Genomic DNA, 15,990 nt, shown 5'->3' with positions numbered 1-15,990 from the left:
GACTAGGCGGTGTTCTCCTCATCTTCGAGCGGGGGAGCTTGCTGCTTGATGACGCGTTCGTAGAAGGCACGCGCGTACATAAACAACAAATAATAGGTGGCGATTGCCAGACAGAAAAACGAAAAGTGGAACCAAATGTTGAGGGACAGAAACGCGGCGATAACCGCCCAGTTCATCCATTTTTTGGGGAACTTGTGAAACCAAAATCCGCCGGGTGTATCGAATTTAAGCGTGGAGATCATGCTCCAGCTCAGCAAGACGATGAGGCCGATGGAATAGGGGAACAGGTTTTGGAGGGTGAGGTGCTCCACCACCCCGAGGCTGGTGAGAATCTCGGATTGGGGGGCCCAGTTGAGCAGGGGCGGCCATAGGATGAGGGCGAAGGATGCGGCCGGAATCGGCAGGCCGGTGAAGTGGGTTTTGCCGTAAATCGAGGCCGTGATGTTGAAGCGGGCGAGACGAATGGCGCCGCACACCATAAACATCATCGGCAACAGGTAATACATGCGGTCGATGCCTTGGGCGTGGACGACGAAACGCGCGTAAATGAAGGCGGGGGCCAGGCCGAAGGCGATCAGGTCGGACAGTGAGTCGTACTGGATGCCGAACTCGCTGGCCGTGTTGGTCATGCGGGCGACCTTCCCGTCGAGGCCGTCCATCACCATGGAAAGCATCAGCATGTAGGACGCTTTGACGAAGTCGCCGTTGGCGGCGAGCATGATGGAGATGAACCCAAAAACCATGGCGAAGCTGGTGATGGTGCTGGGAAAAATGATTTTGACGTTACGTCTGCGGCGATATTTGCCGACCATGTAGGGAACCTCGACCGATGAGACCTGTGCTGGATAAGGTGTGGAAACCTTGCGCCGCGCGGTTTTTTGCGAAAAAGGACGGCGTGGCGCAAAAAAACCGTGCCACACACTCTACCTTATTCGACTCGGTGGTACCACTGTTTTACGGTCAAGGCTCCAAGATGGGAACGACATTGCCGATTTCATACGGGCGCCGGTTTTCACCGACCTTCTTTTTGACGAAGCCTGGCGGCGTCGAAGGTTCGCTGCCTCGTGTCGGGGCTTGTCCAAGCAGGGCATTCGCGGGGCGTAATTCAAAAGGGTCTCCTGTCCAGATGCGTGCGCTCCTCACGCATTGGGTTGTTTTGGGTACCCGAATGGTTCGGTGGGGCTCCTCGTGGCTAAGAGGCGCGATAAGCGTGAGAGATTTTCGCCAAAATCTGGAAAAAAAGGCTTGAAATTAACGGGCCGAGGTGGCGCACGAACGCACCCACTGGGTGCGTTGAGCCTTCTTGCCGGCCGTTGCAGCCCTGAGGTTTCGCTCAAATCTCCGCGAGTTATCGCGCTTCTCTAGGTTCCATGGTTCAGGAGCAGCTTCGCGGGACCAGGAACCCGTTCTCGATGGATTCACAGCAGCTCAGAGGAATTCCTGATGCCTACGAAATGTACTTATTGGGCGGGCCGCTTTAAGAGACGGTTAAAGTGTTCGCCCATTCTCGCTGTGACGCGAGCCGAACTGATGACGATGCCATGTTGCTTGGGTGAGATAATTTTGCCGACCACTTCGATTTTTGCGCTTTGGGTGTGCTCGCGAAGATCTTTCTGTTCTTTAGGTGACTGGTTTGTGAGTTTTGATGCAACCTCTTTGGTCAATTTCCTTCGATAGTCATGAACTTCAGGAGTAAGTTTGGATTTGTTTTTACTGATGATTGTTTCAAGTGCTTGCTTTCTCTGGGCCGGAGGTTTCTTTCGGAGTTTACGGAACTTCTTTCGGTCCTTTTTGGAGACGTTTTTCTTAATAGCTTTTAGATCGACATCATTCCCCGCTTTGAGTTGATCGTGTGCTTCGAGAAGTGTGTTTAGGTTTTGGAAATCCTTTGAATGACTGAGTATTTCATTAGTTTTTGTCTCGATGAATTTATGAATTCCTTTTTCGTTGGCGAGATTGTTTATATGATTAACCAAATCCTGTGAAAGCTTAGTTGTTTCTCTTCTCATGGGTTGATTAAAGGTAGGTATTCCGGTGCTTTGGTCTGCGCTCTCACTAAGTAAGAGTGTTGTTCGATCAAGCACTTCCCGGCGGCTCGTTGTATTTCCGCCTGTTGTTCTCGTGTGGCCGTGTTGCCACGCTTGGGATGGCTGATTCGTTACCGGCAACTTTCTACGTTGCCTGACTTGGCTCAAAGCTTTACTGACGCCAGAAGGTTGGGCGTTAGGAGGGGGTTGGGTGCTCCGGCCGTCTGGTTCATTTCCTACCTGTAACCTTTGCTGAGAAGCATTGGGGCGAACATGAGGGAGTTTTGGTTCCATTGATCATCTCCTTTTTTAGTGTTTTTAGTGAAACCTGTGATTTGTTTTGTAGCAATGATTCGATATGAAATGGAAACCGCCCTATCGCAACCTTAATGGAAAAGGTCGAAAGGGAAATATCATTAAAGGACTAAATAAAGCGGTATCCGAAAGATACCTTGTTTGGATGGTGTGTTGGTAAAGGGGTTGTCGCCGGAAGTTAGAAAGCCGGGTGAAACCCATGCACCACCCGGTTCGAAAAAGAGGCTCCGACCGCCTTTTAAACTAAGAAGCGCGATAACTCGCGGTGACTTTGGCTAAACCTCTGGGCTGCAACGGCCTGTAAAAATGCTCACCGCACCCAGTGGGTTCGTCCGTGCGCGACCCCGGTTCGCTTTTGCAAACCATTTTGCTCCAGATTTCTAGCAAAAATCCTTCGCGCTTGTCGTGCGTCTATAGGTCGGCGCCTTCTTAATAGGGGCTATTTTTCGAGGCTGTGAAGGAGTTTTTCTTTGGTTTTTCCTAAGAAGGAATTTTCAGTAACTTTCATCTTGAAGCTATCTTCTTTTGAATGGACATTGCTGTGATAAGAATCTAAATAGGAAAACAGCTCCGTTCCGGCATCTTTAAACAAGGCTGAAGATGCTTGTGGATCCTGGTTCTCACTATAGGCCTTCATGGCTTTCCTGAGTTTGGCTTTTTGTAAGTCATCAAAATGATCTGCTTGATTGACTTCAGTATAGATCGGTGAGTTTGAGTTGGTAAGATTTTTGAAAACTTCGTCGAATTCTTTCTTGTGTTCTACAGTGAAGTCTTGCCAGGTCTTGTTGAGGTTATTAGGGTTGTTCTCTTTCATGATATTGAACTTGGTTTGGATATAACCTAAGGTTTCGGATCCAAGGATCTCGAAATGCGCGATGGTTTTCTCATGTTTCGCTGCCAATTGTACGGAGGCTGATGCACCGGAAGGCGTGGGGATGGTCAACTCTGGGCTTTCGAACCCAGTGCCACTTGTGCTCGAAAAACGCATGTACTCTAAAAGGTAATCGTTCTCGGATTTGCCAAAATTAAAGGTTAATTTTAGATCGGTTTCTTTTTTTAAGAAGTCGAGCTCTTTGAAGCCCCCGATGACTGTGGCAACAGTATCCTTGAAGTTCTTCTTAAAGTCAGCTTTTTTTAACTGAGGAATCTGATCAAAAAAACGGAACTTATTGATGTTCCCTTTTGCCAAACTCAAAAGACCACTTGCGATTTTGCCACCCTTTAGGTTCATGTCCACCGAAATACTTTCGCCGTTGTCATCCGATTTAAATGCATTACGGGTATTGTTGTACGTAATCTTGCCCCCTAATGACGCGTAATCATCAAGCTTGGCTTCAAATTCGAGGCTAGCTTCTAGCTTATCTCCTTTGATTAGTTGCTTGAATATCCGAGAGACATGTTTTTCTGTGATTTTTGGGTGGTTTAGGCTTTTTTCGAACTCTTTGATTTCGTAAAGGTGACCTTTGTCCGACATGCTGTTTTTGTGTGAATCAGGAAGAGCTGCTTCGTGGATGGCATTTAATTGACTAAAGGTGACAATCACCGACTCAAGAAAACCCTGGCTGCTGTGGACATCGTACTTGTTCTTAAATTCTTGAACGGCATCACTCATTTTTTCGTCTGATTTGCGACCTCTGTGGCACTTACAAAAATTGTCGAAATCGATTTTAAGGTCTTTGATCGCTTCATAGGACTTCTTTTGTACCTCGACGCGATCTGCTTCTTTTCCTGTTTTTAGCTGTTGATCAAGATTCTTTAGAAAAACGCCTGACTTTTCACTTTTGAGAACCGAGGTGCCTTGCGGGATTTTGGTTTTTGATTTAAAGTTCTCAAAGATCTTTGGGTTTTTTTTGAGCGCTTCGAGCATGGGCATCTTTTTTGAGACCGTGTAGCTGGTTGTCGCCACATCCGCGGTGATGCTGATGTCTAGAACGTATTTGGCAACCTCTGCCTTTAATGATTCCTTCACTTCAAGGGCATGCATATGATGACCCTTCTTTTCTTCCGTCTCAGGAATAATAAGTTGATCGGAAGTGGAAAAGATTTTATTCATGATGAGGTGCTTTTGGAGAGAATTAAAACTTTTTAACATATCGTTGTATTGGTCTTTGCCGAAGCGATGATCGAAGGCTTCTAGAACCTTGTCTTCAATATAATCGCCATATTTGCTAAATACCTTGCCTGTTTCCACGCTTCCAGAAAGCCCTAAAGAAAGGGAGGCAATCTTTTCATCACCGATTTTTACGGTCAAACCAATGGTCCCTTTTTTCGTATCGCTAATCTGGCCACTGTCTTCCGTTGCGAGGGTTAGTGAAAACCCGGATTCCAATTTGGCACCAAGCGCTTGGAGTTTTGCCGCGCTTGCTTCGGCGCCTACCTTTATGCTTCCAGAGGTTTCTTTTTTGAATCCTGCTGATTCCAGTTCTGTAAACTTTTTTTGGAAATCCATTCGAAGGGTATTGTGGAGACTCTTCCGAAGGCCAATGCCAAGATGAATGGTCAGGCCATGCATCGTGTCACGAATAGACTGATTCTTGTTGCCTTGTAAAATCCCGTTTTTCTCTCCTAGCTTGCTGATGATTTTTTGGTAGAGTCGCGTTTTGGCCTCGTCTTGGTTTGAAATCTTAAGACGATCATATTCATCGAAAACAGAGCCTAGGTTTAACCCACTATTGGTATTGCTCTGCAAATAATGTTCAAGGTTGCAACAGATCGTTCTTATGTCTTCTGGATTATTGATGTCATACGAGTGCGGCATGGTAGCGTCAACAATCTTGGCATCTTTGGGGATTTTACCTTCTTTGAGTAGTTTTGCGGTCGAGTCGTAGATGTTTAAAAGACTAAGAAGTTCGCTGTTGGTCAAGGGTTTGTTGGCTTTTATGTGCTTTTTATAGAACTCAGAATTCTCAAAGTTCTGTTGTGCTTCTTTACCAAAGGATTCACCGATGCTTTTTGCCGCCCGACCTGGGGATGTCGTTTTGTCCGGCCCAAATGATGCCGCCCTGTATGGCTGGGGTTGAGGTGAATGAAGGTGTTTCCTTTTAGTTTGTTTCGGTGGGGTGTGTTTTTTCTTATTGCCGGTTCTAGGTTTTTTATGCTCCGATTGGTTCTTTGGTTCTGCTTGATGATGTGCATCTTGGTGTGATTTTAATGTCGGTTTTCGTTGTTTCGAAGTAGCCTTTGTTGCCATATCACTTTTTCCAGATTCGCTTTGGGTTGTATGTTTTGATGCCGCATGGGCGACGTGACTTTTTTTATGTCTGGCTTTTGCCAGTTTGGTGTTTTGTTTTTGGGTGTTAGACGTTGTGTCGGTAGCATTTTTGGATTTTTTAGCTTGCTCTGCTGATTTCTTAACGAGGTTTTGGGCTGTTTTGGGAATTGCACCAAGGTTCATGTCTGTTCTCCTATTGTGATGAAACTATTTCCTTCTCTGCTATAAATATGGTGCTTTTTTGTGGAGAGATAATGGAGGATATGTTTTAATTTGTGCTGAAATTGTCAATATTTGTAAGCCCGCTAGTGAGATTATGTTTTTACCTGATGCGGCTTCTTGGTTCAGGTGCTCAGGGGCCCGAAGCGCTCCCGGTGTTTCAGATCGGTTTTTTCAATTGCTGTGAGACGCGAGCAATGGGACAAGGACGCACGCCGCATGTCCAGGCCGCTGCGAATGCAGATCTTCGCAAGCCGTGTCCTCCTTGCAACGGGGGTTAAGAAACCTTCCCCATGGTTGGTCTCTTTTAATTGTGGGTCGTTGATCAGGTCCCCGGCCCTTCTCAATCTGCCTTGACGGCAAAACACAAGCGCTTGAGCGAATTCACGTGGGGTCGTGTCGATGGCTCTGGGGTTTTGTTAACGCCCTCATAAGGTGGCCGGACTTTCTTATCAATCCCTGCTATGAAACCTGAGAGGCGCGATAAGAGAGAGGGGTTTGGCGAAAGATCTGGAGCGAAATGGTTTGAAAAAAGCGAGCCGAGGTCGCCCACGAAGGCACCCATTGGGTGCGGTGAGCATTTTTACAGGCCGTTGCAGCCCAGGTTTGGCTAAAACCACCGCCACTTATCGCGTTTCTTAGGTTAAAGCACGATGAGCAACCGGTGTGATGAATGCCTCAGTTCGTGACCGGGCAAATCTGGCTATGCCAAAGGCCCCTTTTCCCAGCTCAGGTGGATTCTTGCGCCACCAAGTGGGGAGCGGTCCGCCCTAGCAAAGCCACCATGGGCAATCATGATTTGATGAACGATGGCCATGCCCAAACCCACGCCGCCGGTTTGGCGGGAGCGGCTCTCGTCCAGGCATTTAAATGGGATAAAAATGCGTTCGCGATCTTTTTTAGGGATGCCTGGCCCGTCGTCGTCGATAATCAGGGAAACCGTGGTTTCGTTTGTTTCCAACCCGATGTGTATCTCCGTATTTGCGTATTTTTGGGCGTTTCGAATGGTGTTGATGAGCGCTTGGCGAAGAAGGGGTAGGTTGCCGGTGCAGAAGAACGCCGAGGGAACGGTCGGGATGATAGACACGTGGGGGTTCAATTCCGATAAATCCCCAATCAGCTCATGCACCATCCTTCCCAAGGCGATGGGTCCCATGTTCACTTGTTCCTGGCGATGGGTTAACCGCGCCCATTGCAGCATTTCCTTCGCGAGCATTTCCATTTCGTCAATGTCTCGATCCATTTTTTGTAACAGGGCCGCGCTTGTTTTTCCGCTTCCTGGGCTTTGCATCATATCCATGGCCAAACGGAGCCGGGCCAGCGGGGTCCGAATCTCATGGTTCAGTGCATGGGTAATGACTTTCTGTTCCTCTTGCATGCGAACCATTTCGTCCGAGAGCCGATTGAGGCTGTTGCCCAGGCGCATCAGGGGATCGGGGCCGGTCTCACGCGCACGGACCGTGAAGTCGCCTTTGCACATTCGCTCCGCGGCATCGATTAATTGTTTCAGTACCTTCATGAACGACTTCTCCAGCAGGGACAACAGGGTGAAAAGGAACCATGCGCCAAGGATCCATCCGTAAAAAACCATCGTTAGTTTGTTTCTTTCTGAGGGGGCTCTTGTGATGCCTAAATAAGAATTTTGATCAGAAAGGTAAAGAATCGACTGAATTCTTGGGAGAAAGAATGACCACTCGATCCGTGTCAAGCGGCCTTGTTCGCGAAGCGCTTCCTGCGCCCCCGCGTCGAGGTCCACCTCGTGCGCCTCAAGGTGTGTCACCTGCCAGAATTCGTCAGATCGTGCGGGAGCCGTGCCAGGGGTGAAGTTCGGGAAAGAGGCAGCGAGACTGTGCGCCAGTAAGGTGACGTATGCATCGTGGGTGGTTTCTGTTTGATGGTGAAGCAGCAACCTCGTTCCGTACATGCCCAAGCCGCAGGTGATCCAATAAGCTGCGATGAAGGTGAATCGCCCGATACGCATGGTGTCCCATCCTTTTGTTAATTAGGGACGACCAAATAGCCGCGTCCCCACACGGTTTTGATGTAGGTTCGGTCCGGTGCTTCTTTTTTGAGCTTTTTGCGGAGGCAAGAAATGCGCATGTCGATCGAACGATCCAGGCCGTCATAGTCGATTCCCTTGATCGCCTTGTAGATCATGTCTCGGTTGAGAACCTTGCCCGCGTGTTCCATCAAAAACCAAAGGAGCTCGAATTCGGTGTCCGAAATAGGCAGCGGTTGGTCGGATAGGGAAACCGTGCGTGTCTGTGCGTTGATCGTCAGGTTTTGTACGCGGAGTTCCTCAGGCGCGTCCATGGATCGACCCGCTCGGCGTAGCAACGATCCCATGCGCGCGAGCAACACGCTGGAGCGAAAGGGTTTTGTAATGAAGTCATCGATGCCCGTGTTAAGTGCGGTGACCTCGGTTAAATCCTCGTCTACCGCGGTGAGCATGATGATCGGTCCTGGGTATTGGGGGCGAACCTGTTTGCATACTTGTAATCCATTAAGACCCGGCATCATCAAATCTAAAATCACGAGATCGGGTTGGCGCGCCAGGATTTTTTCCACGCCCTTCGGTCCGTCGGGCGCATGGTCAACGGTGAACCCTTCAGATTCCAGAAACTGCACCAGGAGGTCCGCCATCAGCATGTCATCTTCAACGAGTAGAATGTGGGGCATCTTGACCATTCCTTCCTATGTCGTTTCGTCCTTTTACCGGTGACGGCGATGCGGGTTGGGGTTGGCGACATTCCGGCTTGTTCCAGACGTTACCGAGTCAAAACGCGAGATGTCTCCGTTTTGGTTTGTCACGAAAAATCCCTTGATGGAGAAAACCATACCAAAACCGAGCCGGCCAAATTGTATAAGAATTGTCAGGGGCGGCGTCCTTTGGCCGTCGGTATTCGGGTTTGGGAAACGGGCAAGGTAGCGAGGCGTAATTTGGCTTGTTCCGTGTAAGGATGGTCCTTGCCGAGTTTTTGCGCCAATTCTTGGTGGGCCGATTGGAGGACCCTCCTGGCAGAGGCATCGTTTTTACGTGCGAGTGCTTTGCCCTTAATTGATTGGAGTTGTTGGAATACATGATGGCTGGGTGGTAGGCGGATTTCCAAGCGAACGCGCGCCTTCTCCAGTAAGGAGAGCGCCTGGTTTGGCGTTCCGAGGTCGCTTTCTAAATCAGCCAGGTTAAGGAGGACTCCGACTTCAAGGTAGTGATCCCGCCATGGAGGCCGAGGGGAGACTTCCCAGATCGCTTTTAAGGCCTGGTAGGCGGCTTCCTTGTTGCCGGTTTTTTGCTGGAGTGTTGCCTGTTGGTATGCGAGCCGTTCGGCCAGGTTTTCCTGTTGGAGGGTGGCGAGGTCTTGTTCGATTATTTGAATGATTTGTGTGGCTTTGTCCAATTGGTCTTGTGCTAAAAAAACATCGAGGAGTGCGAAGTGGAAGTGGGTAATGCTATTATGAGGTCTTTTAAACAAAGATTGTGCAATCGTGAGAGCCTCTAGGTAATGTGATTCCGCTTCATCTAGGCGGCCTCTTTGTAGATTTAAAAGTCCAACACCACCCTTCACTTCCATATAATGAAAACTTTTAGGTCCTTCTTTTTCATGAGCCCAAGACAAGATACGATTTAGTTGTCGCTCCGCTGTCTCAAAATCGCCCATGGTAATCTGAATTAATGCGAGATTTCTTTTTGCCAAACGCGAGGTTAAATGAGCTTCGTTCTGGAGCCTTTCATAAATGGCAACCACTTCTTCATACCGTGCAACAGCATCGTCGAGGCGATTTTCTCGTTCAGATAAAATCGCTAAATTATAGAAGGTCATGGCAACATCAGGATGATCCCGGCCAAACAATTGCTCTCGTTGGGAAAGGCTGCGCATGTGGTATGCCTTTGATTTCTTAAAGTTTCTCTGGCCTGAATAAAAGGCGCCTAGGTTGCCGAGTGCGTCCGCGATGGAAGGATGCGTTTCGCCCAATGTTTCGGTGCGGAACGCGAGCGTTCTGAGGAAAAGGACTTCCGCTTGCTCTAAGTCGCCCTGTCTGGCGTGATGAATGGCCAGGTTGTTGAGCGCCTTACCAAACACCGGATGATTGTTGAGCTGTTTTTTTCTGTAAATTTCTAAAGTTTCTCTTAATAGAATTTTTGCTTCTTGGTGGGCACCTTGTGCTTGATGAATAAGTGCAAGGTTTATTAAATTATTAGCGACTTTGATGTGTTCCTTTCCAAAAAGAAACTGCATAATCTGAATCGCCTTTCGTGTTGTCTGTTCGGCACGCTGGTAAGTGCCGTTGTTGTAATAGTTAAGACCTAGTGTTGTGAGAATTTCAGCTTCCATGAGACTGTTTTCCCCACGCTGGTTACGCGCAATGGAGAGCGCTTCATCTAAGTACGTTTTGGCTTGGGTGTATTTGCCTTGATGTCGATACAACTTAGCGCGACTATGTAAAAGACTTGCCCACGAAAGGTGGTTCTTTCCGAATGCCCTAAGGTAAATTTTCTCCGCTTGTTGCAGGCAAGCATCTGCTTCCTCATAGTCTCCTTTCTTCATATAAGTGAGTGCCAGAGTGGTCTGGCTATCAGCTACACGAATGTGATCTTTGCCAAAGTAACGCTTTTCGCGAGTCAAAAGCTTCTTTTGCGTTTGAATACTTGAATTGTAGTCGCTCATGGCAGCCTGCAGGTTGCCTTGGTCGCGCCGCAACATAAGCCCTTCGTCTTGGGGAAGGTGATGGTGAAGAAGTTCGGCAGATGCCAGTGCGTTTTGAGCTGCCATAAACCGACCCGTCTTCAGACACAGCCTTCCGTACGCATGCTCTAGGCGGGCCTTGCGGCGATTATCCTGCTGGTTCTCTTTTTTGAGCGTATCAAGGCGTGCCTCTGCCTCGTCAAAATCGCTGTTCATCAATAGGGTCTCAAAAAGTTCGAGTTCCAGTTCGTAGGGGGTCGTCCCTTGAGTTTTGTGGTTTTCCAGCGCTTGGGTAAGTAATGATTTGGATTGATCCACATGACCCATTCCTCGGTAAACACGGCCCAGGGTTGCGAGGAGCCGATTGTTGATTTCCGGTTCGTCCTGCAGGGTTTGAGATACTTGAAGCCGACCGCGTTCAAGAAGGTCATAAGCGGAAAGATCGTTTCGGAGGCTCAAATGGGGATCTGCTTGGTCGAAAAGGGATACCAAGAACTGGGTGACTTGAGCGGTGGTGCGTTGCTCCTTGGTCGCCAAATCTCTTTCTCGGGTAAGTCGGGTCTGTTGGATGGATGCATAGATGGAAAAGAGCAAAAGAAAAATTAGGCTGCCGGCGCCCAGCACCACCGGCCCTTGATGTCGCGCAACAAATTTTCGCAGGCGATAGGATCGCGTCGCCGGTCTGGCTTCAATGGGCATGCCCCGTTGGTAGAGCTGAATGTCGTGGGCAAGCGCCGCGATGGTTGGGTAACGATCCTTGGGTGCAAAAGCCAGGGCCTTCAAGACGATGGTATCGAGATCCCCTTTGAGGTGGCGGGCCATTTCTTTATAGATGGTTCCCCCTGCTTGGGCGTGGGAGCTGGGCCGCGTCAGTGGATGCTCTTGGACGGTTTGAAGGATGGTAAAGAAGTCATGGCTTTTAAATTGGTAGGGGCGTGTCCCGGTTAATAATTCGTAGAGAAGGACCCCCGCGCTGTAAACATCGGTGGATGCGTTGAGGCGTTCTCCGCGAATTTGTTCGGGGGAGGCGTATTCTGGCGTCATGATTTGATCCGAAAGCGCGGTCATGGTTTGCTGCGCCTGAGTTTCGGGATCGAGCATGCGGGCAATACCGAAATCCAGTAATTTAGGTTCACCGTTGGGTTTGATCATGATGTTTTTTGGTTTTAAGTCGCGGTGAATGACCATTTGGGCATGAGCATGACCCAAGGCGTCACAAATTTTAAGGAATAGTTCTAAACGTTTTTCAAGGTTGAGTGGGTGGCTCTCTAAGAAGACATCGAGCGTCGTACCGGCGATATACTCCATGGCGAGCCAGGGTTGACCGGTTGGTAAAACACCGGCATCAATCAAGTGCGCAATATTTGTATGGTTCAATCCCGATAATATTTTACATTCTCGCTGGAGGAGGATTTGCATGCGCGGATCCCACCTCGATAACGTTTTTAGGGCAACCTTTAAATCCAAATCATCAAGACGGCTCGCCAGGAATACGGTACCCATGCCGCCCTTTCCAAGGCGCTTTTCGATTTTGAAAGGGCCACAACGCTCCCCGGGCAAGATTGAATCGGCTGGAGGATTCGTCGGCGCTTGTTCTTCGCCGGCGGATAAAGGGGGATTTGTCGCGAGGGAGGCGTCCGGCCTCTCGAACTCATGTTCCTGATCCTGTTTTTGCTTTAACCATTCTCGGAGGGTCGCACCCAAATGGGCGTCACTTTGTTGGAGCAATACCTCACCGGAAGGTGTGTTTAACGATGGGCGATCCTTGAAACTTAGTACCCTATCCAAATGAGTCGCAATCGTGGCACCGACGGAGGAAGAAGTGTCTGGGCCTTGGTGCATCGAATACCCCCTGGCGTGAGATGGTCTGGTGGTGTTGGTTTAAGAGGTATTGGTGCCGGCCGGGTAGCGATGCTTCCTTTCCAAAATGGGGCGCGGCGAAATAGCCTTCGGATGTTTTTTTCGCCCTCAAATCCTGAGTACGGTGGGTGGCGAGTGTGGAAAAGGGTGAGGCTAGGATATTTCCTTTAAAGGTGCCTGTAAAGGAAAAGTGAAGATGTCGGCAAACGACCCATATGTCTTTGTGGTGGTTAACCTGTTTCTTTTTTGTCTTCATAGTGTTGCTTGAAAATACACTTGTTCCAGGTGGATGCGTAGTTTTGGAAGAGGTGGTTGAGGTTAGATCCTAGGAAGCGCGATAACGCGCGGTGATTTTCGCGAAAACTCTGGGATGACACGGCCCGTAAAAATGCTCACCACACCCAAAAGGTGCGCGTCCCGTATGACGCTGATCCGTTTCTTCCAATCCATTTTGTTCTAGATTTTTGAAAAACTCCTCGCTCGAATCGCACCTCTCAGGGAGAAGGCCGAACGCTGTCTCATTTGTGTGGGTGTTTGTCTCAAAGGTTGTATGTTGGAGGGCACCTTTTGTAGGAGCCTGGGGAAGGATCAACGACCCCGCCTTCTGGCGAGGCGCATTGGGTTCTTCATTTTTTGAGCTGACATTTTCTTACAGTTTTGTTGAGAATTTGAAACAACCTTATTTGAGCAGGGCGTGTATCTTTAGAGAAGTAAATGAGTCACAAGAACGTGATCTGTAAAGCTTTTGGCGTTGAGATGTCTCTTGCTGGAAATGATCATCTAATGGTTTTTTTTGTTTTACATGCCATTAAGCAAAGGCTCTTCGACTGATGCTGCTAGGAGGTCCTGATGATGCGACAAAGAAAGCTGAATCCCTTGTTTCGACAGTGGCTAGGTGACGTGCAAGGGTTTTTAATCAATGAACAAGGCGATATAGTTTTCTGCCAGAAAACGGGTGTGACTTTTTCAGTTAGCCTGGTCGGGGATGGTCGCTTCATGCAAATGCAATACCTTGTTTGCGAAATACCTAGCCGTGGCAAGGCGGATTATTTCTATGAAGCATTGGTGTTAAACGCGCTGCAACCAGTTGGGCATGTTGCGTATCTTGGCGTTGATCCGGTCAATGATCATCTTGTGCTTAACTCGACGCTTTCTACACGCTGGGTTTACCGTGCATCCATTGGGTTGCACTTTAAAAGGTTTTCTGAGAAAGCCTGGAACCTTCAATCACAGTTAAAGAAAGACATGTATTTTCAAGTCGCTTCATTTTGATAGTTTTTATGGCTAAGACCTAAATCATCTTACGTTGGAGAAGTCAATGTTTCTTAAGGAATATGTGCTAACAGCAGGAAAAGAGAAACAACCTGTCGAAACACATTCGGCGTGCAAAGGTAACTTGCGTTTTGTGCCGGTTGATATTGCATGTTTCTCTACGTGGCTAAAGCTTAACGTGCATGATGGTCAACAACGTCACACCTTCCAGGTTTTTGATGTTGTAAAGCAAGGTTATTGGAATCGAGAGGGGGGGCTTTGGGATATATACCTTATTTTTTTCGAGGAACAGGCTATCGGTACCTTCACCTGTAGCTTTTACCCCGGTCAACCGGAAATATTGAACTTTGGGGGCTTTTTAATTGATCACAACTATCAAGGGAAGGGTTTTGGATGCATGGCGCTACAGAAGTTAATCCAATGGGTTCCGCGGCTCTATCCCGAAAGGAAACAGATTGTTTTGGATGTTGACCCTCGAAACCGAGTTGCTGTTCGATTATATCGAAAGCTGGGTTTTCGGTATCGAGGTTGGCGCCCTCCGTTTTTTCGAATCTATGAACGAGACTTGGCGTGATTTGAACAAATTTTGAATGCATGCCTTTGCTATGTAATTGGAAAGGGTCTTGGTGAATAAAGGACAAAAAAAGAAGAGGAGGTTCGTTATGTCCCAGGAGTCTTTTTTGCTTGTGATTGAGCGCTTTTGCAAGCAGTTGGAAATAGAAATGGTTGAGGCGGATGAAAATGGTTATTACAGCTTCATCTTGTATGGCGAAATTGAAATTAACATTGAATATGATGAGGAAAGCAGGGGGGTATATCTCTTTTGTTCCCCTGGGAATTTACCTGATAAGGGGCTGGTTGCCTTTCAACGGGAAATGCTGGAAAGCAATGTCTACCGAATGGGAGATCAGCCATGTCTTGCCATCCTTGAGGACATGGTGATGCTTGTGTTTGATATGCCGATTGAAGTGGCCGACCCCTTTGTTCTTCAAGCAAAAATTACGGGTCTTTGTTCTGCCTGGAGTGATTGGAAGGATAAGTTGGAAATGATGCCAGATGAAGAGGATGGCTACACGGAAGACGAAGATGCGTTTTTCGAGCGCGAGACGAGTTTTGCACAGTTCCTTCGTTTGCGCGCATAACAACGAGAAAAGATGTGATTCAAACCTAGTTTCTTATAAAGCAGTTCGTAAGCAGAGGTGATGTGGTCTTCTGAGAGCGAATTCTTTCATTTGAACGCGAGAAAAATTGGAGGGTTGGTCAATGGAGCCAAAAATCATATTGGGAAGTCAAAGACTGAATCAGGTAAAGCCTGTTCAAGAGCAACGAAACACAAATGCAGCCGATCGTCGGGATATCTCGGGTGCCAAGCCCTTGTCTCAGGCTCTGGGCCGTGCCAAGTATCAACACCAGATTGCTTTGAAGGGGCACCCGGATAAGAAGCCGAGTCTAAATAAGGAAAACATTTTCTCAGCATCTGTTCCCAAAAAGGGTTCAAATCCAAATAGTAAATATAATAAAGGCGTGTTGAAGAATACGTTGGACAATCTCCAGAGAAAAGAATTGAAACACATTGAAAAACAGCTTGTGAGAGACCTGTCAAAAGTTGAAGGCTTGCTTAAGGATATTGACAATTTATCGTCTCTTGAGGGTATAGATCTTGCCGATGCCAAAGACGGTATTCCGGGTTATTCAGATCCAGTCAAATTTTTCTACCAGAAAGGACTGTTACCTAAAATTCACCTCGGCGAACAAAAGAAGTTAATAAATGCTGCGTCGGAGGTTCTGAAAAAAGGTAGTAATTATGTCCAAAATTTGAATGAAACTGAAGTAGCGTTTACGCTTGATTTTATGAAGCGTTATAAAGACGGTGCTCACGCGGGGCATTCGGAAAAAGATATACATAAAGCAAAAAAGCGTATCAATACATTCATCAATATGTATCGTAGTGCTTCCGTTCCAACGTCCAAAACCCAACCGGATAAGGCCATGCTAAGGGTGCCGGAAAGCAGGCACAAAGAAACTGCATCGCGAAAAGAAGTGCTGAAGGCCCTGGGGTCTCTTAAAAAAATGCTTCCCGAGCTTCTTCGTGTGAGTCCGTTTGAACTTTCCCGTGTCGACAAGCTCAATGATCACATCAGTAACCATCAGATCGTAAAGTTTTTAAAAGATAGTCCCGTTAAAAACATCTTAGATGATCCGCTCGTTTCGAGCGCGGTTGAAAACCTCGAAAATGCCCTTTCTTTTCTGCACAGATCGTCCGCTCGTGACGCCTCCTTTTACTCGCCGACAGCGTTAGGGTGGGAGAAAACCCAAAAATAGATTGGCCTTCGCCTTTCCATGGCTTTCTTACCCAGGAGGCGTGATTAAAGCGTGGTGTTTTTGCTAAGGGTCTGAAGAA

General features: G+C 47.9%; 10 protein-coding genes. 4 read left to right on the top strand and 6 right to left on the bottom strand.

What is annotated here, in order from left to right; genetic code table 11:
* Positions 1-2: 2 nt before the first annotated feature.
* From pssA to J3U88_RS22465, 6 genes are all read right to left on the bottom strand, one after another.
* Positions 3-812: a CDP-diacylglycerol--serine O-phosphatidyltransferase gene (gene pssA, locus J3U88_RS22490; RefSeq protein ID WP_207861238.1), complete on the bottom strand. Its 810-nt coding sequence runs from the start codon at positions 810-812 to the stop codon at positions 3-5.
* 648 nt (positions 813-1,460) lie between these two features.
* On the bottom strand, positions 1,461-2,321 hold the full coding sequence (locus J3U88_RS22485; protein WP_207861237.1) for a hypothetical protein: 861 nt from the start codon (positions 2,319-2,321) through the stop codon (positions 1,461-1,463).
* Between the two features lie 460 nt (positions 2,322-2,781).
* Positions 2,782-5,736, bottom strand: a complete 2,955-nt coding sequence (locus tag J3U88_RS22480; RefSeq protein WP_207861236.1) for a hypothetical protein — start codon at positions 5,734-5,736, stop codon at positions 2,782-2,784.
* A 739-nt stretch (positions 5,737-6,475) separates the two neighbouring features.
* The gene (locus tag J3U88_RS22475; protein WP_207861235.1) at positions 6,476-7,291 is read right to left on the bottom strand and encodes an ATP-binding protein; all 816 of its coding nucleotides are present in this window, start codon (positions 7,289-7,291) and stop codon (positions 6,476-6,478) included.
* Positions 7,292-7,770: 479 nt separating this feature from the next.
* Entirely contained in the window at positions 7,771-8,451 is a 681-nt protein-coding gene (locus J3U88_RS22470; RefSeq protein ID WP_207861234.1) for a response regulator transcription factor, read from the bottom strand.
* A 194-nt stretch (positions 8,452-8,645) separates the two neighbouring features.
* Complete coding sequence (locus J3U88_RS22465; protein ID WP_207861233.1) at positions 8,646-12,299, bottom strand: serine/threonine-protein kinase; 3,654 nt, start codon at positions 12,297-12,299, stop codon at positions 8,646-8,648.
* 867 nt (positions 12,300-13,166) lie between these two features.
* On the opposite strand from J3U88_RS22465, the gene J3U88_RS22460 reads away from it, so the two are divergent.
* From J3U88_RS22460 to J3U88_RS22445, 4 genes are all read left to right on the top strand, one after another.
* Positions 13,167-13,589 carry a type III secretion system chaperone family protein gene (locus tag J3U88_RS22460; protein ID WP_207861232.1) on the top strand — a complete coding sequence of 141 codons (423 nt, stop codon included), beginning with the start codon at positions 13,167-13,169 and terminating at the stop codon, positions 13,587-13,589.
* Positions 13,590-13,635: 46 nt separating this feature from the next.
* Entirely contained in the window at positions 13,636-14,163 is a 528-nt protein-coding gene (locus J3U88_RS22455; RefSeq protein WP_207861231.1) for a GNAT family N-acetyltransferase, read from the top strand.
* 88 nt (positions 14,164-14,251) lie between these two features.
* Positions 14,252-14,731, top strand: a complete 480-nt coding sequence (locus J3U88_RS22450; protein ID WP_207861230.1) for a type III secretion system chaperone — start codon at positions 14,252-14,254, stop codon at positions 14,729-14,731.
* Positions 14,732-14,852: 121 nt separating this feature from the next.
* The gene (locus tag J3U88_RS22445) at positions 14,853-15,911 is read left to right on the top strand and encodes a hypothetical protein (protein WP_207861229.1); all 1,059 of its coding nucleotides are present in this window, start codon (positions 14,853-14,855) and stop codon (positions 15,909-15,911) included.
* Positions 15,912-15,990: the final 79 nt, after the last annotated feature.

The organism is Acanthopleuribacter pedis (assembly GCF_017377855.1).
GTDB classification, from domain to species: Bacteria; Acidobacteriota; Holophagae; order Acanthopleuribacterales; family Acanthopleuribacteraceae; genus Acanthopleuribacter; species Acanthopleuribacter pedis.
This window is presented reverse-complemented; position numbering and strand designations above follow the sequence as displayed.

What these genes read in the sequence shown, in the direction of transcription:
- pssA (WP_207861238.1), bottom strand. Translation starts at nt 812, where the DNA reads ATGGTCGGCAAATATCGCCGCAGACGTAACGTCAAAATCATTTTTCCC.
- J3U88_RS22485 (WP_207861237.1), bottom strand. Translation starts at nt 2,321, where the DNA reads ATGGAACCAAAACTCCCTCATGTTCGCCCCAATGCTTCTCAGCAAAGG.
- J3U88_RS22480 (WP_207861236.1), bottom strand. Translation starts at nt 5,736, where the DNA reads ATGAACCTTGGTGCAATTCCCAAAACAGCCCAAAACCTCGTTAAGAAA.
- J3U88_RS22475 (WP_207861235.1), bottom strand. Translation starts at nt 7,291, where the DNA reads ATGAAGGTACTGAAACAATTAATCGATGCCGCGGAGCGAATGTGCAAA.
- J3U88_RS22470 (WP_207861234.1), bottom strand. Translation starts at nt 8,451, where the DNA reads ATGCCCCACATTCTACTCGTTGAAGATGACATGCTGATGGCGGACCTC.
- J3U88_RS22465 (WP_207861233.1), bottom strand. Translation starts at nt 12,299, where the DNA reads ATGCACCAAGGCCCAGACACTTCTTCCTCCGTCGGTGCCACGATTGCG.
- J3U88_RS22460 (WP_207861232.1), top strand. Translation starts at nt 13,167, where the DNA reads ATGATGCGACAAAGAAAGCTGAATCCCTTGTTTCGACAGTGGCTAGGT.
- J3U88_RS22455 (WP_207861231.1), top strand. Translation starts at nt 13,636, where the DNA reads ATGTTTCTTAAGGAATATGTGCTAACAGCAGGAAAAGAGAAACAACCT.
- J3U88_RS22450 (WP_207861230.1), top strand. Translation starts at nt 14,252, where the DNA reads ATGTCCCAGGAGTCTTTTTTGCTTGTGATTGAGCGCTTTTGCAAGCAG.
- J3U88_RS22445 (WP_207861229.1), top strand. Translation starts at nt 14,853, where the DNA reads ATGGAGCCAAAAATCATATTGGGAAGTCAAAGACTGAATCAGGTAAAG.